Origin of the sequence: Enterobacter sp. 241F3 (genome assembly GCF_034106785.1) — a bacterium.
In the GTDB taxonomy this organism is placed as follows: Bacteria; Pseudomonadota; Gammaproteobacteria; order Enterobacterales; family Enterobacteriaceae; genus Enterobacter; species Enterobacter vonholyi.
This window is the reverse complement of the sequence record NZ_JAWNDD010000001.1, coordinates 1,486,617-1,510,215: the sequence shown is the minus strand read 5'-3', so window position 1 is coordinate 1,510,215 and position 23,599 is coordinate 1,486,617. Positions and strand designations below refer to the sequence as shown.

Annotated in this window: 22 protein-coding genes and 1 pseudogene; 11 read left to right on the top strand and 12 right to left on the bottom strand. The window is 52.5% G+C overall.

All coding sequences use genetic code 11. The annotated features are described in order from the left end of the window. From UR504_RS07175 to UR504_RS07165, 3 genes are all read left to right on the top strand, one after another. The coding region (locus tag UR504_RS07175) for a hypothetical protein (RefSeq protein ID WP_320739508.1) at positions 1-337 on the top strand (337 nt) is incomplete at its 5' end. A gap of 179 nt (positions 338-516) precedes the next feature. Continuing rightward, positions 517-774 (top strand): hypothetical protein, encoded by a 258-nt coding sequence (locus UR504_RS07170; RefSeq protein WP_320739506.1) that lies wholly within the window; start codon positions 517-519, stop codon positions 772-774. Beyond that, on the top strand, positions 771-1,055 hold the full coding sequence (locus UR504_RS07165) for a conjugal transfer protein TraD (RefSeq protein WP_037036489.1): 285 nt from the start codon (positions 771-773) through the stop codon (positions 1,053-1,055). Before UR504_RS07170 ends, UR504_RS07165 begins: the two co-directional genes overlap by 4 nt. Positions 1,056-1,329: 274 nt before the next feature. Here the strand turns inward: UR504_RS07165 and UR504_RS07160 are convergent. The 9 genes and pseudogenes from UR504_RS07160 to UR504_RS07120 all read right to left on the bottom strand — a co-directional run. Beyond that, positions 1,330-1,574: pseudogene (locus UR504_RS07160) on the bottom strand (integrase core domain-containing protein); the annotation flags it as partial. 20 nt (positions 1,575-1,594) lie between these two features. Continuing rightward, on the bottom strand, positions 1,595-3,037 hold the full coding sequence (locus tag UR504_RS07155; RefSeq protein WP_320739503.1) for a hypothetical protein: 1,443 nt from the start codon (positions 3,035-3,037) through the stop codon (positions 1,595-1,597). Positions 3,038-3,513: 476 nt separating this feature from the next. Continuing rightward, positions 3,514-4,191 carry a type A chloramphenicol O-acetyltransferase gene (catA, locus tag UR504_RS07150; RefSeq protein ID WP_302234158.1) on the bottom strand — a complete coding sequence of 226 codons (678 nt, stop codon included), beginning with the start codon at positions 4,189-4,191 and terminating at the stop codon, positions 3,514-3,516. Between the two features lie 63 nt (positions 4,192-4,254). Continuing rightward, positions 4,255-6,186, bottom strand: a complete 1,932-nt coding sequence (locus tag UR504_RS07145) for a putative bifunctional diguanylate cyclase/phosphodiesterase (protein ID WP_274242187.1) — start codon at positions 6,184-6,186, stop codon at positions 4,255-4,257. Positions 6,187-6,203: 17 nt separating this feature from the next. Next, positions 6,204-6,698: a molybdopterin-dependent oxidoreductase gene (locus tag UR504_RS07140; protein ID WP_024909477.1), complete on the bottom strand. Its 495-nt coding sequence runs from the start codon at positions 6,696-6,698 to the stop codon at positions 6,204-6,206. Between the two features lie 399 nt (positions 6,699-7,097). Beyond that, positions 7,098-7,685, bottom strand: coding sequence for a cytochrome b (locus UR504_RS07135; protein WP_115874307.1), 588 nt, complete (start codon positions 7,683-7,685; stop codon positions 7,098-7,100). Further along, a complete protein-coding gene (locus tag UR504_RS07130; protein WP_302234164.1) occupies positions 7,682-8,755 on the bottom strand; it encodes a catalase family peroxidase in 1,074 nt (357 codons plus the stop codon). The genes UR504_RS07135 and UR504_RS07130 overlap by 4 nt, the downstream gene beginning before the upstream one ends. A 161-nt stretch (positions 8,756-8,916) precedes the next feature. Then, positions 8,917-9,528 carry a flavin reductase family protein gene (locus tag UR504_RS07125; RefSeq protein WP_302234166.1) on the bottom strand — a complete coding sequence of 204 codons (612 nt, stop codon included), beginning with the start codon at positions 9,526-9,528 and terminating at the stop codon, positions 8,917-8,919. 217 nt (positions 9,529-9,745) lie between these two features. Next, entirely contained in the window at positions 9,746-10,951 is a 1,206-nt protein-coding gene (locus UR504_RS07120) for an L-dopachrome tautomerase-related protein (RefSeq protein WP_302234167.1), read from the bottom strand. A 109-nt stretch (positions 10,952-11,060) separates the two neighbouring features. Between UR504_RS07120 and UR504_RS07115 the strand changes: the two genes are divergently transcribed. Both UR504_RS07115 and UR504_RS07110 read left to right on the top strand, forming a co-directional pair. Beyond that, positions 11,061-11,960 carry a LysR family transcriptional regulator gene (locus UR504_RS07115; protein WP_302234168.1) on the top strand — a complete coding sequence of 300 codons (900 nt, stop codon included), beginning with the start codon at positions 11,061-11,063 and terminating at the stop codon, positions 11,958-11,960. 16 nt (positions 11,961-11,976) lie between these two features. Continuing rightward, positions 11,977-12,486, top strand: a complete 510-nt coding sequence (locus UR504_RS07110; RefSeq protein WP_302234169.1) for a hypothetical protein — start codon at positions 11,977-11,979, stop codon at positions 12,484-12,486. Between the two features lie 31 nt (positions 12,487-12,517). Here UR504_RS07110 and UR504_RS07105 read toward each other — a convergent pair whose 3' ends face one another. Together UR504_RS07105 and UR504_RS07100 are read right to left on the bottom strand one after the other, a co-directional pair. Then, positions 12,518-14,302, bottom strand: a complete 1,785-nt coding sequence (locus tag UR504_RS07105) for a diguanylate cyclase (protein WP_320739497.1) — start codon at positions 14,300-14,302, stop codon at positions 12,518-12,520. Positions 14,303-14,421: 119 nt separating this feature from the next. Continuing rightward, complete coding sequence (locus UR504_RS07100; RefSeq protein ID WP_024906767.1) at positions 14,422-15,531, bottom strand: AI-2E family transporter; 1,110 nt, start codon at positions 15,529-15,531, stop codon at positions 14,422-14,424. Between the two features lie 334 nt (positions 15,532-15,865). On the opposite strand from UR504_RS07100, the gene mmuP reads away from it, so the two are divergent. The 6 genes from mmuP (at position 15,866) to tauD (ending at position 21,776) form a co-directional block, all read left to right on the top strand. Further along, on the top strand, positions 15,866-17,266 hold the full coding sequence (gene mmuP, locus UR504_RS07095; RefSeq protein ID WP_008503244.1) for an S-methylmethionine permease: 1,401 nt from the start codon (positions 15,866-15,868) through the stop codon (positions 17,264-17,266). Next, positions 17,253-18,185, top strand: coding sequence for a homocysteine S-methyltransferase (gene mmuM / locus UR504_RS07090; protein ID WP_111963462.1), 933 nt, complete (start codon positions 17,253-17,255; stop codon positions 18,183-18,185). The genes mmuP and mmuM overlap by 14 nt, the downstream gene beginning before the upstream one ends. 178 nt (positions 18,186-18,363) lie before the next feature. Beyond that, a complete protein-coding gene (tauA, locus tag UR504_RS07085; RefSeq protein WP_001018397.1) occupies positions 18,364-19,326 on the top strand; it encodes a taurine ABC transporter substrate-binding protein in 963 nt (320 codons plus the stop codon). A 10-nt stretch (positions 19,327-19,336) separates the two neighbouring features. After that, positions 19,337-20,104, top strand: a complete 768-nt coding sequence (gene tauB, locus UR504_RS07080; protein WP_111963460.1) for a taurine ABC transporter ATP-binding subunit — start codon at positions 19,337-19,339, stop codon at positions 20,102-20,104. Then, complete coding sequence (gene tauC / locus UR504_RS07075) at positions 20,101-20,928, top strand: taurine ABC transporter permease TauC (protein WP_048225831.1); 828 nt, start codon at positions 20,101-20,103, stop codon at positions 20,926-20,928. The genes tauB and tauC overlap by 4 nt, the downstream gene beginning before the upstream one ends. Next, positions 20,925-21,776 carry a taurine dioxygenase gene (gene tauD, locus UR504_RS07070; RefSeq protein WP_111963457.1) on the top strand — a complete coding sequence of 284 codons (852 nt, stop codon included), beginning with the start codon at positions 20,925-20,927 and terminating at the stop codon, positions 21,774-21,776. Before tauC ends, tauD begins: the two co-directional genes overlap by 4 nt. Positions 21,777-21,801: 25 nt before the next feature. Here tauD and UR504_RS07065 read toward each other — a convergent pair whose 3' ends face one another. Then, positions 21,802-23,514: a lysophospholipid acyltransferase family protein gene (locus tag UR504_RS07065; RefSeq protein ID WP_252092581.1), complete on the bottom strand. Its 1,713-nt coding sequence runs from the start codon at positions 23,512-23,514 to the stop codon at positions 21,802-21,804. Positions 23,515-23,599: the final 85 nt, after the last annotated feature.

The following is a 23,599-nucleotide window of genomic DNA, read 5'->3' as shown; positions in this document are numbered from 1 at the left end:
GTTAGAAACAGCACATAGTGAGGCTGTTTTGAGTAAGTTGAATTTGATAATGGATAAAATAATTTCTGCATATTTAATTTCTATTGCACAAGGTAAAAATAAAGAGTTCAATGTTATTGAATATTCTTATGGCTTAATAGAAATTCATGATCGAGCTAGGGAATTAAATATATACGATAAAGAGGCATACTCTTATTTTGTTAAGTATCTTGATGAAAATAAAAGCAGAAAGTTTATAACGGATGAGGAAATATTTTCTTATGCTATCATGATTCCATATCATTATAAGATGAGTAAGCATCTAGTTAATACTAAAGGAATCGAAAAACATAAATAATGCTCAGCAAAGAACGATAATTTGAACCGATGCTAACATGACTCTAGCCCCCCCTTGGGGGCTATTACGTTTACGGGTTTTTAACTAGGTTTATTTCTTGGAAAATCAATTCCCTTTTGTATTGATAATTATTTTAATTGTGTTAATTGAATTATACATTAAAAGTATTAGGAGGTTTAATGTATAAAAATAACGATGAAGCCATTGATTGGGAAGCCAAGCGACTTCTTGATGATGGTATCTATACCGATACAGAACAAGCCTATTTAGAAGCCGAAAAAATAGTAATTAATATACGGGAACAAGCAAAACAGCGACAGATTAAACAACAGTTCAAGATAAAAATAAAATCAATCAAGAAAAAAATTGGGCAAGATTATGATTATGCTGATGTCCCGTATGCCAACAAGAGAAAACATTGGGGAGAAGATAAATGACAACAAAAACAATAAAACAACAAATTGCTTCGGCACAGGAACGTCTATACTTCTTGGAAGCTAAAAAGAAACAACAAACAAAAAAAGAAAACACACGTAAGAAAATTATTTTCGGTGCAGAGGTTGCCAAAGTCTTAGAATGTGATATTAGTTATGTAGATAAAGAATTAGTCTTTGGGGTTTTGCTTAATATACCCAATCTTCATGAGAGTGATGTTGATGCCTACAAAGCACAAGGCCAAGCCTATATCGAAAGTGTTTTAAATAAATCCAAGTCCTAATCATGTTTCTCACGTCCGAACGGTGAACCGGCCTAAAACTCGCTTTTAGGTCGGAGAACTGTTGAGCAAGCCCCAGAGGGCGCGGTAGTCAATTTTCGGTATGCTTTCGATACCTGAGATGAAGCAATGGATAAGGACAGCCCTGACTGTCAAATTTGGAGTGTCCAATCTGGTCAAAACCAATGCGCGTGTATTAGCTCAGGCCTAATTTGACAGTTGCCGGTTATTTATACAGGAATCTGTCAGATTACATCTGGGTTAAATTTTTCTTGACTCAGATGAGTGTCCCATCAAGTAACGTTTCCATTGGCGTTCGCCTACAGCACATTTTTACCTGATGGGTGCTTTCATTATTATAGTGAGCCAGCCATTCATCAAAATCCGACTGTAATGTGCCGAGATCTCCGTACAATTTTTGCGGAAGGTCACCTGATAAAACTCCTGCGATATCGTTCGGTGGAACTGCTCGCAGATACTATTTTTATGCGGTGACATGGCTCAGGTTTTCGTATGTTCAATTTAGTCAGCATTGAGTAAATTTAAATGCGTTTGCTGGCGGAGTCCTTTTGTTGAGCATCGATGTGAATAATTTTTGAAACTTTCTTTCCTTCTTTTTCGGCAGCAATTCTGGATTGCTGAACTTTTTGATATTTGTCTCCGATATAGCCAATATCAACTATTACGAAAAATGCACGTTCAGTGTCATCCCCTTTTTTATAAATTTCAAGCTGCTTTTCATATCCGTGCAATAACTTTCCATTAGACGAGAGTTTTACTTCCACTAATACTTTTTGTTCAAAGCCTTGTGAAAGCTTAAAGTCAACGGGGCCATTTCCTGAATCGGCTTCAGGACTTATATCTAAGTTGTTTGCTTTACAATATGAATATGCAACAGCAAATAGCAAACGTTGTGCAGCTTTTTCTTTACGTGGCTTTTTATCATCAGCCCACATTTCTTTCCATAACCCTTTGTTTTCAATGAGATCCTTGAATTGATTTAAAATATCGCTTACAAGATGTTCAACATCATCCAAAGTTAGTTTTTTATTATATCCTGAAAGATTAAACGGATATTTCTTGTCTATTGAAGATGCCAATCTTAACCAGAATAATTCACCGTTTCTATCCGCTTTGAAATCGTAGGGCTCTTTTTCTACTTCTTTTATTAATGTTAGCAAATCCTCAAAATATTCTTTTTTCTCTAAAGCTCGACGTTTGGCTTCATCTTTTTGCTTTTTGGTCATAGATGCGAGGAGATTACCAATATTTGTATTGATTCTGTCTCTTAAGTCAGTGTTCTCCTTCATTGTGTGGACAGCACCACTCCAATCTGTAGAAATTGGTAAGTCGCGGAAAATATCTTTAGGAACTAATATTAGTGGCTTATTTGTTAATGGATTGTGGGGTGCGTTGTATTTATTCCCTTTAAAAGTGAATTCTTTTGTTGGGATCTTAAGTGTTATGTTTACTCTTTCTGAAAATTTAACTAAGGCATCAAATATTATATTGGTGGTCATGTCACTAATTCGGTCAGCCCCAATACCTTCTTCAAATAATGACATAACCATGAATAAATCAGGATCATCAATATCCATACTTACAATTTGATGAGCAGTTTTCATCGTATTATTAACAAGCTGAGGTCCAAATCCTGAGCCTTTGGCTGATGAGCCATAACCCAGACATGTCCAGCCTATTTCGGAAAATGAAAATAATTTTTTTGCAGTTCTCCATGCAATATCACTGTCATTATCTATTTTGCATGCACTAAGCAGCTTTATTATTTTTGTGAAAGTGTCGATGTATTTTTGATCTGCATCATCTTTCATTTCTGAATGTTTACTTTCAGGGAGTAGCATTGGGTCAATAAAAAGCAATGTATCTGATTCTAACAGAACATCAACAACATCTAATTGATCAAGTATTGAAGGGGGAATTTTGAAGTAAGATGAAATGGTATCAATTTTCTTAACTGTGCTCATATATAATCCTTTCTCATGCAATATTTAACTTTATAAAACAGAACGAGTCAGATTTAATTTATATATAAATTTTGCTGTGTGGTTTTATTCCTGTTTTCTCCATTCACATAGAATGCAAGAATGTGGACTTGATCACATTATTTTGAACATCTGAGCCTGTTTTGAGTGCTAACAACAACCCTTATATATCAACCTGCTACAGCATGCTCATACTCTGTGCATTACTTCGTAATGTTAGCACATTTTATTCGTAAGTTCAGGGCATTAAGCTGTCATGTGAGGGATTAGGCAACTTAGTATGACATTTCCATAATGACAAAAAATCCATTGGGGGTATCTTTGGGGGTATCACCAAAGATGAAACAGGTGATTTACATTGCTAATCAATCAAATAGTGAATAGGTATTGTTCCTATTATCACCATCTTTAAAAGTAGTCTTCCGACAATCAAATAAACAACATTTGTCCCTTGTGCATCAGCCATTCCTCTCCTCTGACAGCCCCGACAAACCATCACACATCTCCTGCAACTCATTAAACATCCTTGCCACATGGAAGCCATCGCACACCGAATGATGCACCTGCACCGCGAGCGGCAGCAGCACTTTTCCATCCTGCTCGTAGTATTTCCCAAACGTGAACATAGGCGAAAAGAAGTTCTTCATATGCGCAATGTTCATCGTAAAGTTCGTAAACGTAACCCACGGAATAGACGAGACGAAAAAGACATTTTCCCGGGACTCTTCCTTAGGCCAGTATGAAAGGCTATTTCCATAGCGGGCCGTATCTTCAGCATACGTGTTCTGGAAGTGATGCATATTGCCGTCATAGTGGCTCCACAGTGACGAAAAGGTCTCCGTTTCGGGGTGGAAAATGGTGTAGCTGGGATGAACTTCATTCCATATGACAAGCTCATTGTCCTTCATGGCCATACGGAACTCAGGATGCCGGTTCATGATGTTAGAAAGGAGAAAAATGATCGTCGGGTAAAACTTCCAGCCCACCGCTTTGATATGTTTTCGCAGCGCGGTAATGTCGATCAGAACGGTTTGGTTAATTGTGCATTCAGCAAATGACTGGAAGACTTCAAAATGCTCCTTCCTTGGCCAACGAGATAAATCAACAGGCGTATAGGCCGGGGCTGTTTTTTTCATTGCTTAACCTTTGATTATCAATCGTCTATATGATTTTGGGCCATAAACTACCGGACAACCATTTCAACCGTATCTAATCTTACTGTCAATCTCAGCCTGGGGTTTTCCGAACAGGTATCCCTGCACGAGATCGCAGCCAAGCGCCTGAAGGCGTTCAAGCTGCGCTTCGGTTTCAACACCTTCTGCAATAACCCGCATATTGAGGCTTTTCGCCATGCCGGTAATTAACTTAACGATATTAAGGGCATCATCCTGCGTAGATATCGGATTCACAAAGGATTTGTCGATTTTGATTTTATCAAAATTGAGTTCGCTCAGTCTTGAGAGTGACGAATAACCCGTTCCGAAATCATCGATAGAAATTTTTACACCCAGCGCTCTGAGCTTTTTGAGAATAGTGATCGGCATGTTGCTGTCACTGAAGAGTGAAGACTCCGTTACCTCTAACTCAAGTCGGCTAGCCGGTAACCCAGTCTCTTTCAGGATGGACTGCACCATCGTTGTAAAAGATTTATTTCCCAACTGAATAGGCGAAACGTTTACAGAGATCCTTGCCGGAACGGCCCAGGAAACTGCTTCCCGGCAGGCAAGCTCAAGCACGGTTTTGCCGATCTGATTGATCATCCCCGTTTTTTCAGCGACGGAAATAAAATAATCTGGTGCAAGCATCCCCTTCACCGGGTGTATCCAGCGAATCAGCGCTTCATAGCCGTAAATCTCATTGCTGAATGAATCGACAATAGGCTGATAATAAACAACGAATTCACGGTTATCGATCGCCAGTGCCATATCATGTTCAAGAGTTCTGCTTTCCTGCAACTTTTGCAGCATCCATTGACGGAAAACTTTTATCTGCTGTGAACCCTCTTTTTTGGCTTCGTAGAGCGCCAGATCGGCAAATTTATAAAGATAATCAGAGCGTCGTTCATTATCAGATAAAACGATTCCCACGCAGGTGGCGATTTTTATCAGCTGGTTATTTATCGTATAGGGCTGGCTAATATGCTCGCTGATTTCTTTGGCGCGTGAAACGGCAGCAGTTTCGGTGAGTCCACTCGACAGAAGGGCAAACTCGTCTCCGCCTAAACGGTAAAACGTATCCGTTGCGCTGCTCATCGAGGTCAGCCGTCGGGATACCTGATTCAGGAGCAAATCTCCCGTATCGTGGCCATAGGTATCGTTGACCTCTTTGAACCGGTCTAAATCAAATAACATCACCGTGACGGGGACGTGATTTTTATCTGCCTGAAGATTAATTTTGTTGAGATCGTCCCAGAAGAAAAGGCGGTTTTTCATGCCGGTGAGGGAGTCATGATAAACATCATACTCCAGCTTCGAGTTCTGAATTTGCAGTTTTTCTTTTGATATTTGAAGTTCATCAGCCAGGCTTTTGACCTGCATATGTGCTTTCAGAATGTTTTTATTCTGGTAGATCATTAGGAAGCCAAGAATAAAGCTTAAAATTACCAAGAGCAAAGAAAGTGCGGAGTAAATATAATACAGTATTTGTATTTTGTTGTTGGATTCATTAACAGTGTTAATATCTTTTGTTAATGCCGTTGCAGACAGCTGGCTGAGCGGTGCATCGAGCTCATGCATATTTGTAAGGTATGCCTTTAACTCCGGATGGCTCATTTTTTCAAGATGACTATCGAGATAGGTCAGTATTTTTTCTAAGCGTAAAGCCAGCTCCTGATGCGTTTTATCGCTGTCAATGTAGCGACCTAAATCTCCCCCCTTCATTAAATCGGCCTGGCTAAGCATAATTTCGAGGCGCATGCGGACCTGGTCTATCGTAACGTCATCGGTATCGGTTGCGTATAGACCAAGCCATGATTCAAAACGGTAATACTCTGATACCAGTTGTGCCACGGACCAGGACTCAGTGTATTGAGTCAGTTTTTGCAATTCCTGCTGTCGATCGTAAACAAGGAATGCAATATATCCTGTCGTGATAAAAAGAGAAAAAATGATACCAACCAGTATCCTGTTCATTATGTTCTCCTGAACGACTACTCAATCTTCATTTTGCTAACCTGCCATGCTGATCGTGAGTAATAAATCTGATTATTCAACTCAGGAAGACTGTCATAGGGGTATACAATGAACGATGGGCCTTTATCGCGGATGCGCATATATTCGCCATTGACCTTTAAGGCAAGTATGGCGTTGTATTTTTTAAAGTCGCTGAGAGGGATGACGGTTGAGTAATCATTGAGCGCAATAACATTAACGTTTGTACCTTTTGCACCCACATAATCCATGAGCTTGCTCATTGGGACACCCTCAAACTTCGTACGACCGTTATACCAGGGGGAGGTCGTCTCGAAACTCACTACTCCAAGTTTTTCAAGGCTGGCGAGATCAAACACTGCTTTTCCATTTTCGTTGGTATTTTCTATATTACCGTAAATCGTTAAAATGGGTTTACCAACTGGTTTTGGCAGGTCGCCAGCCCAGGTTACACTTTGTACAAGACAGCATAACAGCAGTAGGGTTAATCGCATTTTGACCTCCACCTTTTTAACGTAAGTATAAGAATTATAATTTAGATATCACACGAGTTGATATATTTTGTTGGGAAGTAAGGGGTTTTATCGTTTTTATTGATATAAACTCATTTTAATCAATGAGTTAGGTGTTGCAGGTGGCAGGGTGTTTGATACTCGAGCGACGCTTAACTTTTTGATAAAAGCTAAAATTGCGGGCATAAATGCTCTTCTGTTTAAAAAATAATCGCTTTAATTGATTGATATTAACTTCCACGACAATTTTTGGATGTCCGTGGCTTTTTGGGACGCGAATCTGGAGACTAAATACGCGCCCCGGTTGTGTCCGTAGTTTCAGGATGACGTTGATAAGCAAGGACACGAACATCAGATTGTGCGTATCCCATACCGCTTTGCTTACTTGAGGCCATCCTGGGTGGCCGCCGCCGACTTACCCCCTTTCGCCATGCTGGAAAACACTGCGTCCCGGTAGATCCATGCATGAACGAGTGCCGCAGAGAGATGGACCAGCACCACAGCAAAAAGCAGCTTTGCCAGAAGCCTATGGGCGTCGTGACACCAGGCATACAGTGCTGGACTGGCAGGGACAATCGCCGGCAGGTTGACGCCATCAAACATCACAATCGGCAGGCCCGCTGCCGACAGTTGCGCCCAGCCCAGCAGCGGCATTGCCAGCATTAGCGCATACAGCATCCAGTGTGATGCCTTTGCGGCAAGCACCTGCCAGACGGGCAAATCGGCAGGAAGTGGCGGCGTCCGGCTAAGAAGCCGGTTGACCAGACGCACCAGTGCCAGCAGTAAAATGGCGACACCCAGCGGCCGGTGCAGGTCGATTAACCAAATCCGGTGATGCAACGACGTCATCATCGCGACACCGATGAACAGCATCGCCAGGATCATCACCGCCATCAGCCAGTGCAGGCTTCGCGCCAGGATATTGAAATGCTGCGGCGCGTGCTCTCGCATATCTTTATTCGAGCTCATTTTACCTCCTGCTTTTGCACGGCTTCGGTGGCCTTGCCGTAGCCGATTTCCCGCTCGCGGCGGCTGAAAGAGTGGGAGTAGGCAGCGGAGCGGGCGTTTAAGATGGGATCATCAGCCACCGCAACGCCTGCTGGAACGACAGAAGGATCAAAGTTAACGTCGCGGCACGCGCCTGTGGATTGTGCTTCGACGCGCGTCACTTCCAGCGTGCCGGCCACCATCTTTTTGCGATCGTCCGGCCATGGCTGGGAAGGATCGTCTACCGGATCGCCCGGCTGAGCGAGCTGCAAAACGTAATCCCAGTAGAGTGGCTTTTGCGCCAGGCGCTGACGCAGGTTTTCAAACAGGAAGTTGTCATCGGCTTTCTGTCGTTGCTCATCGCTTATCGACAGGAAAGGCTCGTGCGGACGCATCATCCAGCGAACGGCCTGGCGATCCCCCTGCGCGTTCACAAGGTAAAAGGCGTTAATGCTGTAAAACGTCGCGCCCGCGAAGCTGCCGGGCGCGGGTTTTTGTGCCGCCCATTTAAGATATTTCTCCGCCTCAGGGTACGCTTTTAAAAAGTCTTTGAGACGCTGCGGGTCCGGTTTTCCGGTGGCTGCATCAACAGCAGTGGCTTTTCGCAAGGCCAGAAAACCTTCCGGGCTGTGCGTGGCGAAGAAAGGCTCGTTGTTCATCGCCATTCGCCATTGTTGCTTGTCATCTGTCTTCAGCAGCAGCGCCATGCTCAGGGTTTTGGTCGTACTATCCGGGGCATGGGGATCGCCAGTACCAATAGAGAATCGGCCCACCACGGGCACTTCCTGCTGCGAGAAGAGGCGGGAGGTTGAAAGGGAATCAGCCGAGCCGTTTGGCATAAAGGTACCAGCAAAGCAGATGCCTTTTCCATGCGCGCGACGAAAACCTGGCGGAAAGGGTTTCGGTGTTTCACCCACCAGTGCCTGGCTGACCGTGCGTGACCCAAGCCAGCCCGCCGTCCATGCAAAAGCAGAAGCCAGCGTACCGGCGACAACGGCGATCGCAGCCAGCGCACCCCAGGTTTTTTTGGACCTCAAATCCAGTTTCGACATAGACGTTTTTCCAGAACAAAATACCATCACCTGTCATGCACAACGTATCGTGCATGACATGTGGTAATACAGTGGCGAATATGGCTCGAGTATAGGAACTAAGGGGCGTAAAGAAAGAATATCACGAAAAGTTTAAATCTTTCCGCTGTCATAAGACCGGATTACTCATCGTGTCGGAAATTTTGACCGAGTCGGTGACCCAGCGTGAAATAGTGGCGAAATATGTAATAGAGGGGGTTCCATTTCTCCACATTAAATTTTACACCCCTCTGAGTACGAATTAATAATGCTTCAGATATGTGGACGCAGGTTATCATGGCATCAACGGACACCAGGCTCCCCTGCGAACCGGTCAGCGCCGATCTTCCACAAACTTTAGCCTCTATTTGTACAGGATACTCTTTAATTCTCAACGAGTTAATCGTTACCGCATTTACTTTATGGAAATTTCCGCAGCTAAACTTGTCCTGTTCAAAAACATATCCCATCTTTTTCTTCCATTCCGGTGGCGATGCTTTTCCCGTTTTATTTGCGATAGCTTCAATATTCTGCCAGAGCCTGCTGTCCGGTATGTTCAGGACAATATCGGGATTACCCGTGATATTTTCATAACACTTTCCGGAGGTGCCAAGCCCGAACACGATATTCCGGTCAAGGATCCACCACGACGAGATCGGGCTCAGGTTTGTTGAACCGTCAGGATTTTGGCTGGAGATAATGGCGACCGGTGTACCAAAATATAAAGAAGCAAAATCGACCTGCTGGGTTTTCATTTTTTATCCTTTGAGTAGCGGAGGCCCAGCCTACTTTGTGCAAACGTGCGTTACTTCGGTGAAGCGCGAAGTAAAACGCGCCTCACTACAATTCCCTGGAACGTAATCTTAACCACTTCCTTCTGAGCGGGAGAAAGACATCACGTGCAGCTTTTAAGGAAATAAAATCATCTGAAATTATGAGCCCATTTATGCTGGGCTCCTGGTTTACTTGCTCTTATTTTTGTAAAGCACTGAGAGGCAAGCGCCACAAATCATAGCGTTCTTCTCCCGGTTTAACGGCTCCCGCGAAGTGGTCATTGAGGCGACTCGAGGTAAATACCAGGTCTCCGTTCGGACGGATTGCCGGCGTGTCTGGCCAGCGCACCTCTTCGCTTGCCGCAATCAGCGACATGGAAAGGCTCTCAGGATCGTATCTGACGATGCCATTGCGTGTGACATCGGTAATGTAGAGGTTACCTTTTACATCTGTCACCATTCCGTCGGTGTTGCCCCCCACGCTCCCCAGATTGCGGATCTGCCCGGCAATTTGCGCATCGGTTGACGCGGGCTGCCTCAGTATCGCGGTCGGTACCGCATACGCGCGCGTGCCGGTTGTCACCGTCCAGTACAGCGTGCCCGCATCGGGTGAAAGCGCAATGCCATTGATACCTATCAGTAATGGTTTACCTGGCCAGACTTCAGCCCCGTGCGAGACGACGTTAACGCCTGGCTCAATCTGCAGCGCAGGATGACGATCGAGCACGCGCCGGGCTGTACCGGCGGCGAAATCAACGATAATTAGTCCCACCTGGTTTTCAGGAGCACTCCGCGAGCCGCTGTCGGAGATATAGGCGACACGGCGGTTCTCATCGACAACCACATCATTAAGGAAACTTGCCTTGCGGTCCGCTACGCCGTCCAGGGCGATACGTTTAATGGTTCGGCCTGAGCTGAGATCCAGCACGACCAGTTTTTGCGACCCCGCGGGGGACTCTGTTTCGCCTGCAACAAACCCCATGTCCAGCGCCCATAGCCAGCCGTTTTTACGGTCAATATAAAAACCGAGCACGTTACGCAGGCTCTGAGCGGGATCGGTGTTCACCGCATTCCCCTCGCGGGAGGGAAACGCCGTCAGGCGGGCAGGGCCGGACTGTACCGTTGTATCCAGAATGCTTAACGTGGCGGGTGCTGCGGCGGAAACCAGCCGGGGCGTGCTGACAAAGGCCCGGTCCTTTGCATCAAAGTGGATACCCGCAATAGGAGCATTGACCGAACCGGAGAACGCCGCCGGTATCTTTCCGTCTTGAGCGGTATCCCAGCTCATACCGGCATAGCTTCGCCAGCGATCCAGAGGCGCGTGGTTCGCCGCGTTGACAACACTCGGGAAAGAGAACAGTGCCGCCATTGCGATGGCGGGCAGAATAAGGGGGCGGTTGAACATTGACAGGCTCCAGTGGAACGTTCAGGTGATGAATGCTGGCCACTTTACTCATCGCCCAACGGGAGATAAATTAGCCTAATTGAAAAACATTTGTTCCTGAGAGAGCAAAATGAGCCGGAAATTCGATTACCTAGGCGACGTTGAAGTGTTCATTGCTGTGGTTGAACACGGCTCATTTACGGGCGCAGCGGTTGCCCTTTCAACCACCCCTTCGGTACTGAGCCGCGCGGTTACTCGCCTGGAAGCGCGTCTTGGACGACAGATGTTACAGCGCACGACCCGCCGGGTGGGGCTGACCGAAGCCGGACGCGTCTATCTTGAGCAGGCTCGCTCAGCGTTTTCTCTTCTCGATGACGCCGAACGCGTTGGCCGGGGTCAGGAGGGGGAGCTGACCGGTCGCGTGAGAATGAGTGTCCCGACCACCTATGCCCATTACCGCCTGCCGCCGCTGCTGGCGCACTATAATCAACGTTACCCGCGCGTACAGGTGGAGCTGAACATTACTAATCGCAACGTTGACCTGATCGCAGAGGGGTTCGATCTGGCGATCCGTCTGGGGCAGTTGCCTGACAGCGGGCTGGTGGCGCGTAAGCTGGAAGACGCGGCATTGCTTCTGGTCGCCTCTCCGGACTACCTGCATCGGAGAGGAAAGCCTCGGACGCTGGAAGAGCTGCAGCGCCATCAGTGCCTGCCGTTTATCATGCCGCGCACCGGGCGTATCGCCCCCTGGGTATTTCATGACGAAGGGCGCGATATTGACTGGATGCCGGGTTCAACTATCGAAATATCAGACGATGTACTCGGCGTGGTTTCGCTGGCGGAGCAGGGGATGGGGATCTGCCAGAGCTATGAATTTATCGTTCGCGACAGAATAGAGCGCGGCCAGTTAGTTGAGGTGCTGCCGCACCTTCGGGGACGATCGCGACCTTTCTCCGTGCTGTTTGCCCCGCACCGACGTCAGTCAGCAGCCACCCGGGCAATGATTGACCTTCTGACCCGACAAGAATGACAAGGACGAGTCCACCATGAAAAAAGCGCGATTTTCCTTTTGGATCCCTCTCATCGCGGGCGGGATAGCACTGATATCGGGTTTTGTGGTCTGGTCAGTCAACATTTACCGCGTGACATACCTTTCGATCCGCGGGGAGCAGTACCTTGCCTGTGGGACGTTGCTGCTGGCGCTGGTGCCGATGGTCTATTTCATCAGAAAGGGGGGACTGAAAGGTAAGCGCCTTGCTGACGCGGTAAAAATCTACCTCGGCTTCTTTATTTGCAGCCTGCCGGTTGCCATGTTCGTGGTCTTTACAACGGCCTGGCTGCTGGAGGGGGTCTATTCGGCCTGGAGCAAACCTTACCGGTATGAGTCCAGTACCCGCCACAGCTGCTCGGGTGCGGAAGTCTACGAGCCGGAATTAAAGAAGGAGATCCGCATCTGTAACCCGCAGGGTAACGTTTATTCCGATACCACCCTGTATGTGGAAAAGCGGAGCAATGCCCTGGGGATTGTGGTGCTTTGGGCTATCACGCGCGCCTGAATCGGGGAAAGTCAGGGCGCGAGAATCAGCGTCAGCCCGCCTCCAGCATCCCAAAACTCACAATCCGCGCGCGTCCCAGCTCTTTTGCCCGGTATAGCGCAACATCCGCAGCGCGCAGCAGGTTGTCGGTCTGGGCATGTTGCGGGTAGCTGGCAATGCCAATCGACACGTCCACCGGCCCAATCTCGGTCAGCCCGTAGCGAATCGACAGCTCATGCACGCCGGTGTAAATCTTCTGCGCGCAGGCGTACGCTTCTGCTTCATCGGCACCGGAAAGCAGCACCAGAAACTCCTCGCCCCCGTAGCGGAATGCCAGCCCGTTATCATGTGCGGCCCGCTGAACAATTGACGCCACGCTTTTGATCACCAGATCGCCTGCTTCATGACCGAAACGGTCGTTGATGCTCTTGAAGTGGTCAATATCAATCATCATGCAGCTTAACGGTACGCCAGTGCGTATCGCCTGCGCCGTTTGGGTTTGCAGGGTATCTTCCAGATGATGACGGTTACGCAGGCCGGTGAGCGGGTCAAACAACGCTTTTTCCAGCAACGCGTCGCGCAGACGCTGGTTGGCCAGCGCGAGCCCGAGCGCCTCGGCCATCAGTTCCAGATACGCGCGAGAAGGGGCATTGTCCGCTGTGATATTCTGGAAGGAGAGCAGGCCTATGGCCTCGCCCTGAGCGATAAGCGGCACGCAAAGCGCGCTTTCCGCCTGTGATGCGGGAAGATGGTAGCAGGCAATATCCGGCTCGCCGTTCACCGGCGGGTGACTCTGCCCGCGACGCACGGCCCAGCACTCGTCCGGATGGAACGTCGTCTCTTCACCAACCGGCGAGAGCCATTGCGCGACGCAGCGCATCTGCCACGGTTCGCGATCAAGGACGTAGAGTCGGCCCGCGATCCCCGGCGCGATATTGGGAGCAAACAGCTCCGCCACGTTAATCACATCGTTAAAGTTCTCACACCCCTGCAGCCGCTGGGTCATGCGCGCCAGCAGCTCGCGGATGGCCCAGTCGGCATCGCGCTCTTTTTCCAGACGCTGCCGCGCCAGGCCGTTTTCACGAAAGATGCTGATGGCCTGGGCCATATCGCCTATCTCATCGATCTGGTTGAAATTGGGCGTTTCAACCGCGTAATCCTGGGATGCCAGACGGTGCACCACGTCGCTCAGGCGGACCACGGGACGCAGCACGCGGCGTTTTAATATAAAGCCGAGCACAAACAGGAACAGCAGGGCGGTCAGGCCGACCGTCAGCTCAGAGGCGGTACGCAGCGCTTTCGATTTTTTTGTCGCCTCCTGAACGGCGGCGATGACGCGCTTATCGAGTATCTGGCGGAAGTGATCGAGCTGATTCTGCGCGCGCTCAAGCTCCTGCTCATAGGGCTGACCATAGAGCAAGGCTACGGCCTGGGCGTCTTCTCCGCGTTCAAGGCTGGCGAGGGCGGTTTGCTGTTCGTCCTGCAGCTCATCGACGATCTTTATTCCTTCATGCAGCAGGGCCAGTTCTTCATCCGATGCGCCATTATCCTGCAGCTTTTCCAGCCGAAGCTCGATGCGCTTCAGGCTGTTTTCTGCCTGGTTATATTCCTTGAGAGCCTGAGGATCTTTTTTGATGACGTACAGCCGTGCTAAATCAGACTGCGCCCAGATATCGGTTTCGATATCTTCCGTCAGCTGATCGAATTTCTGCCGTTGTTCAACGGCCTGGCGCTCGAGGTTATCCGCATTGGACGCCATCAGCATGATGATGCCGGAGGCGATGGTCAGGCAGACCGTGGCCCCATAGGCCCAGTTTGTTATCGTCGCGATTCGCACCAGATGATCCTTTTACGACATGAGTAGGATGGCGTTCTTCAAATTATAGAAAACGTCTGATTTAAGGCGAAAAAAAAGGCGGCTCAGTGCCGCCTGGTGTGGTCTTTATCGTCACGTCCTTACAAATCTGGAGGATTTTTTCCTTCTTCGATGAAGTCGGGGTCCAGCTCTTCGGCGTTACCTTCGTGATCGCGCCCTGAGAAGAGGTTCCAGCAGGCGATAAACAGCGCGGCAATGAGCGGCCCAATCACAAAGCCGTTAATGCCGTACAGCTCCATGCCGCCGAGGGTGGAGATCAGAATCAGGTAGTCCGGCATTTTGGTGTCTTTTCCGACCAGCAGCGGGCGCAGGATATTGTCCACCAGCCCGACGACTATCACGAAGAAACCGACAATAAACAGCCCCTGCCAGATCTGGTGCGTGGCGAACAGGAAGATTGCGGCGGGCACCCAGACAATCGCCGAGCCGATGGCGGGCACCAGGGAAAGGAAGGCCATCAGAGCGCCCCAGAGCACGCTGCCGTCAATACCGGCAATAGCAAATGCAATCCCGCCGAGGATGCCCTGAACCACCGCCACCGCCGCCGTACCTTTTACCGTGGCCCGCGACACGCCGACGAATTTGGCGAACAGGTGCTGCTTGGCGAAATCAGACAGCGGCAGAGAGTCGAGGATCTGGCGCACCAGATACGGGCCGTCTTTCAGCAGGAAGAACAGCAGATAAAGCATAATGCCGAAGCTAATCGCAAAGCCAAACGTGCCTTTGCCGATAAGGAACGCGCTGCCGGCGAGATATTGCCCGCCCTGTAGGGCGACATCGGAGAGTTTTTTCTGAATCTGCGCCGCGTTGGTCAGATTGTGGTCCGCCAGGAAGCCGCTGGCCCAGTCAGGCAGGTGGTTGAAGATGCTCGCCACCACTTCCGGGAACTGGGTATTGTTCTCCTGCAGTTTGGTGTAAACCACGTTCAGCTCAATGGCGAGCGAGGAGAGGATCACCATCAGCGGAATAAAGACGATCAGGCAGATAATACCGATGGTCAACAGCGAGGCCAGCCCGTTGCGATCCCCCAGCGCGGCGCGCAGCTTGTTTTTTACCGGATTGAAGATAACGGTCAGAATGGCGGCCCACAGAATGGCGGAGAAGTAGGGCGACAGCACGTCGAAGAAGGCCCAGGTGACGAGGGCGAGAATGAAAATAAAAAAACCTTTAGTCAGTCCATTAAAGCGCATAGTGATTCCTGGTAACGAATAAGCAGTGTCGACTATAGAACTGATTGTGAGAATTACCAACCCTTGCGCCGGGCAGTGTTGCGGTATGACTCCGCTCTTCACGGATACCACTTTCGACTGACCGAAGTTCGCCTTTTCCCGCACCATGCTGTAAGTATCTGCTTGCGGAGGTGCTTATGGCCTGGCGTCCGATTCTCTATGTGATCCTCACAACCCACCCCAGACTCAGCGCGCGGCGCGCCCGTTTGCGTCTGGTCATCTAGCTTTTTATTAACAATCGCGGTATAACACACCTTCTTTGGATGTTTAGATGTCCATACGTATAGAAGGTAATATGCAAACACAACAAGAAAATGGGCAGCTTAAGCGCACCATGAAAACACGCCACCTGATTATGCTCTCGCTGGGTGGCGTGATTGGGACAGGGTTATTCTTCAATACCGGCTACATCATTTCCACGACCGGGGCAGCGGGCACGCTGCTGGCCTACCTGATAGGCGCGCTGGTGGTCTGGCTGGTGATGCAGTGTCTGGGCGAACTTTCCGTGGCGATGCCGGAAACCGGCGCGTTCCACGTCTATGCCGCTCGCTATCTTGGCCCGGCGACGGGCTACACCGTGGCATGGCTCTACTGGCTCACCTGGACGGTGGCGCTCGGCTCGAGCTTCACCGCCGCGGGTTTCTGCATGCAGTACTGGTTCCCGCAGGTGCCCGTCTGGGCGTGGTGCGTTGTCTTCTGCGTGGTGATTTTTGGCCTGAACGTCATCTCGACGCGCTTCTTTGCTGAAGGCGAATTCTGGTTCTCGCTGGTGAAAGTCATCACCATCATCGCCTTTATTATTCTGGGTGGCGCTGCGGTCTTTGGCTTTATCCCGATGCAGGATGGTTCACCCGCGCCGGGCTTAAGCAACATTACCGCCGAAGGCTGGTTCCCGCACGGCGGCCTGCCGATCCTGATGACCATGGTGGCGGTGAACTTTGCCTTCTCCGGGACCGAGCTCATCGGTATTGCGGCGGGGGAAACTGAAAATCCGCACAAGGTGATTCCGGTCGCGATCCGCACTACCATTGCGCGCCTCATTATCTTCTTTATCGGTACCGTGTTTGTGCTGGCGGCGCTGATCCCGATGCAGCAGGCGGGCGTGGAAAAGAGCCCGTTCGTGCTGGTGTTTGAAAAGGTCGGTATTCCTTACGCGGCGGATATTTTTAACTTCGTGATCCTGACGGCGATCCTTTCGGCGGCGAACTCCGGGCTGTATGCCTCCGGGCGCATGCTTTGGTCGCTCTCTAATGAGAAAACGCTGCCGCGCTGCTTTGCCCGGGTGAACAAAAACGGCGTGCCGCTGACGGCGCTCTCGGTTTCTATGCTCGGCGGCGTGCTGGCGCTGTTCTCAAGCGTGGTGGCGCCGGATACGGTGTTCGTGGCGCTCTCGGCAATTTCGGGCTTTGCGGTGGTGGCGGTGTGGATCAGCATCTGCGCGTCGCACTTCGTTTTCCGTCGTCGCCATCTGCAGTCCGGGCAGCCGCTCTCTGCGCTGCAGTACCGCGCGCCGTGGTATCCGCTTGTGCCGGTGCTCGGGTTTATCCTTTGCGTGGTGGCCTGTGTCGGCCTGTGGTTTGACCCAAGCCAGCGCATTGCCCTTTATTGCGGGATCCCGTTTGTCGCCCTGTGTTATGGTGCCTACTACCTGACCCGAAATATGACATCGCAGGAGCCTGAACATGTCGCAGAATAATCCGCTTACCGCCATCCTTGAAAAACAGCCGTTTGTGGTGCTGGATGGCGCGATGGCGACGGAGCTGGAAGCGCGCGGCTGTAACCTGGCAGACAGCCTCTGGTCTGCCAAAGTGCTGATGGAAAACCCGGAGCTTATCCGCGAAGTGCATCTGGATTACTACCGCGCGGGCGCGCAGGTGGCGATCACCGCCAGCTATCAGGCCACGCCTGCGGGCTTTGCGGCGCGCGGCCTCGACGAGGCGCAGTCCCGGGCGCTTATTGGCAGAAGCGTGGAGCTGGCGCGTAAGGCGCGTGAAGCGTATCTGGCTGAAAATCCGCATGCGGGCACGCTGCTGGTGGCGGGATCCGTTGGGCCGTATGGCGCGTATCTGGCGGATGGCTCAGAGTATCGCGGCGACTACGTGCGCAGTGCGGAAGCATTTACCGACTTCCACCGGCCGCGCGTGGAAGCGCTGCTGGACGCGGGCGCTGACCTGCTGGCCTGCGAAACGCTGCCCTCGTTTGCCGAGACTAAGGCGCTGGCGGCGCTTCTGGCCGAGTATCCCCGCGCCCGGGCGTGGTTCTCCTTTACCCTGCGGGACAGCGAGCACCTGAGCGACGGCACGCCGCTGCGTGACGTGGTCAGCGTGCTGGCAAACTCGCCGCACATTGTCGCACTGGGCATTAACTGTATCGCCCTGGAAAACACCACGGCCGCGCTGAAGCATCTGCAAAGCCTGACGCCGCTGCCGCTGGTGGTCTACCCGAACTCGGGCGAGCATTATGACGCAGTGACCAAAACCTGGCACCACCACGGCGAAGCGTGCGAGACGCTGGCGGGGTATCTGCCGCAGTGGCTGGAAGCCGGCGCGAAGCTGATTGGCGGATGCTGTCGCACCACGCCGAAGGATATTGCTGAGCTGAACGCGCAGCGCTGATGCTCTCACCCTGACCCTCTCCCACGGGGAGAGGGGAAAAAACGAACCGCACAAAACCAACTATCCTTTCCCGCTTTTTATCTAAAAACGAATCGTTATGAGCGATTCATTTTTATTCCTTTATCAAAATTCCCGCGTTGGAAATACTGCCCTCATAACAACAAGGGGAGCAGGCACTATGGCAATTTCATCGCGAATCACACTACTCGGCGCACTGGCGCTGTGGGCATTTCAGGCGCAGGCGGTGGACGTCACCGTCGCGTATCAAACTTCTGCGGAACCGGCGAAAGTCGCGCAGGCGGACAACACCTTTGCCAAAGAGAGCGGCGCGAAAGTCGACTGGCGCAAGTTTGACAGCGGCGCGTCCGTGGTGCGTGCGCTAGCCTCCGGCGACGTGCAGATCGGCAATATCGGTTCCAGCCCGCTGGCGGTTGCGGCCAGCCAGCAGGTGCCGATTGAGGTGTTCCTGCTCGCCTCGCAGCTCGGTAACTCTGAAGCGCTGGTGGTGAAGAAAAACATCACCAAACCGGAAGACCTGATCGGCAAACGCATCGCCGTGCCGTTTATCTCCACCACCCACTACAGCCTGCTGGCGGCGCTGAAACACTGGGGCATCAAGCCGGGGCAGGTACAAATTATCAACCTCCAGCCGCCGGCGATTATCGCGGCCTGGCAGCGTGGCGACATTGACGGGGCCTATGTGTGGGCACCGGCCGTGAACGAGCTGGAAAAAGACGGCACCGTGCTGACCGACTCCGAAAAAGTGGGCCAGTGGGGGGCGCCAACTCTCGACGTGTGGGTCGTACGTAAAGACTTCGCCGAGAAACATCCTGAGGTGGTGAAAGCCTTCGCCAAAAGCGCGATTGATGCCCAGCAGCCGTACATCAGCAATCCTGATGAATGGCTGAAGCAGCCCGCTAACCTGGAAAAACTCTCCCGCCTGAGCGGCGTGCCGGAAGCGGACGTGCCGGGGCTGGTGAAGGGCAATACCTATCTGACCCCCGCGCAGCAGGTGCAGCAGCTGACCGGGCCGGTAAACAAAGCGATTGTTGATACCGCCACCTTCCTGAAAGAGCAGGGCAAAGTGCCCGCGGTGGCGACGGATTACAGCCAGTACGTAACCGATCGTTTTGTGAAATAAGGAGTACGCCATGCTGAATATTACAAATCTGTCTGCTGATTACGGTGGTAAACCCGCGCTGGAGGATATCAACCTGACGCTGGACAGCGGTGAACTGCTGGTGGTGCTGGGCCCGTCCGGGTGCGGAAAAACCACGCTGCTCAATCTGATCGCCGGGTTTGTCCCTTATCAGCATGGCACCATTCAGCTGGAAGGCAAAAAGGTGGAAGGGCCGGGCGCCGAGCGCGGCGTGGTCTTCCAGAATGAAGGCCTGCTCCCGTGGCGCAACGTGCAGGAAAACGTGGCGTTTGGGCTGCAGCTTGCGGGCATCAACCGCGAACAGCGGCTGGAAACGGCGCGGGCGATGCTGAAAAAAGTGGGGCTGGAAGGGGCGGAAAAACGCTTTATCTGGCAGCTTTCCGGCGGCCAGCGGCAGCGTGTCGGTATTGCCCGCGCGCTGGCAGCGAATCCGCAGCTGTTGCTGCTGGACGAGCCGTTCGGGGCGCTGGATGCCTTCACCCGCGAGCAGATGCAAACCCTGCTGCTGCGCCTGTGGCATGAGACGGGCAAGCAGGTGCTGTTGATTACCCACGATATCGAAGAGGCGGTGTTTATGGCCACCGAGCTGGTGCTGCTCTCGCCGGGCCCGGGCCGCGTGCTGGAGCGTTTGCCGCTGGATTTCGCCCGCCGCTACGTCGCGGGGGAACCCGTACGCAGCATCAAATCCGATCCGCTGTTTATCGAACAGCGTGAGTACGTTTTAAGCCGCGTGTTTGAACAGCGGGAGGCCTTCTCATGAGCATCGTCTTCAGTGAAAAAACGCGCCGCACGCGTCTGGCGCTGCGCTGGCCTTTCTCACGTCAAATTACGTTGAGCGTCGGTACGCTGCTGGTGCTGCTGGCGGTGTGGTGGGCAGTTGCTGCCCTGCAGTGGGTCAGCCCGCTGTTTCTGCCGCCGCCGGGACAGGTGCTGGCCAAACTCATTACCATCGCCGGCCCGCAGGGTTTTATGGATGCCACACTCTGGCAGCACTTAGGCGCTAGCCTGGCGCGCATTCTGGTGGCGCTGCTGGCGGCGGTTATTATCGGCATTCCCGTGGGGATTGCGATGGGGCTGAGCCCGACGGTGCGCGGCATCCTCGACCCGCTGATTGAGCTTTACCGTCCGGTCCCGCCGCTGGCCTATCTGCCGCTGATGGTGATCTGGTTCGGCATCGGTGAAACCTCAAAAATCCTGCTGATTTATCTGGCGATTTTCGCCCCGGTGGCCATGTCGGCGCTGGCGGGCGTGAAGAGCGCCCAGCAGGTGCGGATCCGCGCGGCGCAGTCGCTGGGAGCCAGCCGCACGCAGGTGCTGCTGTTCGTTATTTTACCGGGCGCATTGCCGGAGATTTTAACCGGGCTGCGCATCGGCCTTGGCGTGGGCTGGTCCACGCTGGTGGCCGCAGAGCTTATTGCGGCCACGCGCGGCCTTGGCTTTATGGTGCAGTCGGCGGGGGAGTTCCTGGCGACTGACGTGGTGCTGGCAGGGATCGCGGTGATCGCCGCGATCGCCTTCGGATTAGAACTGGGGCTGCGCGCGTTACAGCGCCGTCTGACGCCCTGGCATGGAGAAATACAATGAGTGAACGTCTGACCATTACCCCGCTGGGGCCGTACATTGGCGCACAGGTATCGGGCCTGGATGTGACCCGTCCGCTGAGCGATAACCAGTTCGAGCAGCTGTACCACGCGGTGCTGCGTCATCAGGTGGTATTCCTGCGCGAGCAGGCGATCACCCCGCAGCAGCAGCGCGCGCTGGCCCTGCGCTTTGGCGATCTGCATATTCACCCCGTCTATCCGCATGCGGAAGGGGTGGAGGAGATTATCGTCCTCGACACCCACAACGATAATCCGCCGGACAACGACAACTGGCATACCGACGTAACCTTTATCGAGACGCCGCCTGCGGGGGCGATTCTGGCGGCGAAGCTGCTGCCGGATACGGGGGGCGATACGCTGTGGGCCAGCGGGATTGCGGCGTATGAGGCGCTGTCAGTGCCGTTCCGGACGCTGCTGAGCGGGCTGCGGGCGGAGCACGACTTCAAAAAATCGTTCCAGGAGTACAAGTACCGCAAGAGTGAAGAGGAGCATCAGCGCTGGCAGGAGGCGGTTGCGAAACATCCTCCGCTGCTGCACCCGGTGGTGCGGACCCATCCGGTCACGGGCAAGCAGGCGCTGTTTGTGAACGAAGGATTCACGACGCGCATTGTGGATGTGTCCGAGAAAGAGAGCGAGGCGCTGTTAGGTTTCCTGTTCGCGCATATCACCAAACCGGAGTTCCAGGTACGCTGGCGCTGGCAGGAGAATGACCTGGCGATCTGGGATAACCGCGTGACGCAGCACTACGCCAATGCGGACTATCTTCCGCAACGCCGGATTATGCAGCGGGCGACGATTTTGGGGGATAAGCCGTTTTACCGTGCGCCTTGATCCCCTTACCCTAACCCTCTCCCTTTTAGGGAGAGGGCTGTAAATGCGCCTCAATATACCGCTGATAGCGGTTCGCCTTCAGATAACACAAATCCACCAGCACCAGCCCGTCAACACAGTTGCTGAACGCCGGGTCGCTGCCAAAATCAATAAACTGCACGCCGCCGGGCTCGCACAGCTCGGAATATTGCTTGTATAACGGCGGAATGCCGCACCCAAGATTGCCGAGCAGGGATTTCAGCTTTGTCAGATCGTCCACGTAATCCACGCCGCCAAACTGCGCGAGCACGTCCGGCAGCGATGCGGGATACGGCTGGCGCGAGGCGGCGAGCGGATGCGTCGCCGGGAACCACAGGCGATAAAATGCCACCAGCAGATCCCGCGCGGCAGGCGGTAAGCCGCCGGAAATGGAGACCGGGCCAAACAGATAGCGGTAGTGCGGATAACGCGCCAGATAGGCACCAATGCCGGACCATAAATAGTCCAGGCCGCGGCGTCCCCAGTAGCGCGGCTGGATAAAGCTGCGCCCCAGCTCAATGCCGTGCTCCAGCACGTCCTGCATTTTGTCGTCGTAGTGGAACAGACTATAGCTGTACAGCCCCTCAACGCCGCGCTTTTCGATCTGCATGGCCGTCGGCATAAAGCGATACGCCCCGACGATCTCCAGATCGTCCTCATCCCACAGGATCAGATGCAGATAATCATCGTCGTAGCTGTCGGTGTCCCGGCGTTTGCCGCTCCCTTCCTCCACCGCGCGAAAGGCAATCTCGCGCAGGCGGCCCAGCTCGCGCAGCAGCGGGGCGTCTTCCTGGCCGTTTCGCTGCCAAAGATAGATGGTTTTACCGTCGCTGGTTTTTCCCAGGCTCTCGGCCTGCGCCAGCGCGCGTTTCAGTGTGGCCCGGTCTTCCGGACGGGCAATCGCGCACTGGGTTTTAAAGACCCCGGGCAATCCCTTGCCAAGACGCATCACGTGCTGACGGCACTGCTCGGCCATCTCACGCGACGAAAGGTTAGCGCTGTGCCAGTGATGCCACGTAATCTGCTGGCCGATTTTGATCGGCAGCTGGCTGTGGCGGCGGCGGAACATCTGCTGCATCAGCAGCAGCATCGACAGCGTCGGAGAGACCAGCGTGCTGGCATAAAAGAGCAGGCTGTTATGCGCCTGAATATGCACCGGCAGCAGCGGGGCGCGCAGCTTGCCGGCGAGTTTGATAAAGCCGGAATGCCATTTCTTATCGCGAATGCCCTTGAGCGTAGGGCGGGAAACTTCTCCGGCCGGGAAGAAGATCAGCACGCCCGCGTTTTGCAGATGCTGTTCCATCTGCACCAGGGACGATTTCGCCGTCCTGCCGCCCATATTATCCACCGGAATAAACAGCGAGCTGAGAGGCTCAAGGTGGGTTAGCATCCGGTTGGTCACGACTTTAACATCGCGCCGCACGCGGGAGACGGCATACAGCAGCGCCAGTCCGTCCAGCGTGCCCGTCGGGTGGTTGGCAATAATGACCAGCGGGCCATGTTCGGGGATTTGTTCGAGATCGCGGGCGGAAACGGTGCAGAGAATATCCAGGTGTTCCAGAACCTGCTCCACCATATCCAGGCCTTTCAGGTGGCGGTGTGCTGCGGCAAATTGCTGAAATTCGTCTTCGTAGAACAGTCTTTTTAACAGACTTTTTTGCCAGGGTGCGGGCCTCGCCTGAGGCCAAAGATCGTCGAGAACGCTATCGAGGCTAAACATGGTCACTCCTCCTGCCGTCTTGCGAAGACAGTAGAAGGGGCAGATGTCGGTTGTATTGCAGTTTAGTGAAGATTAGAGCAGAGAG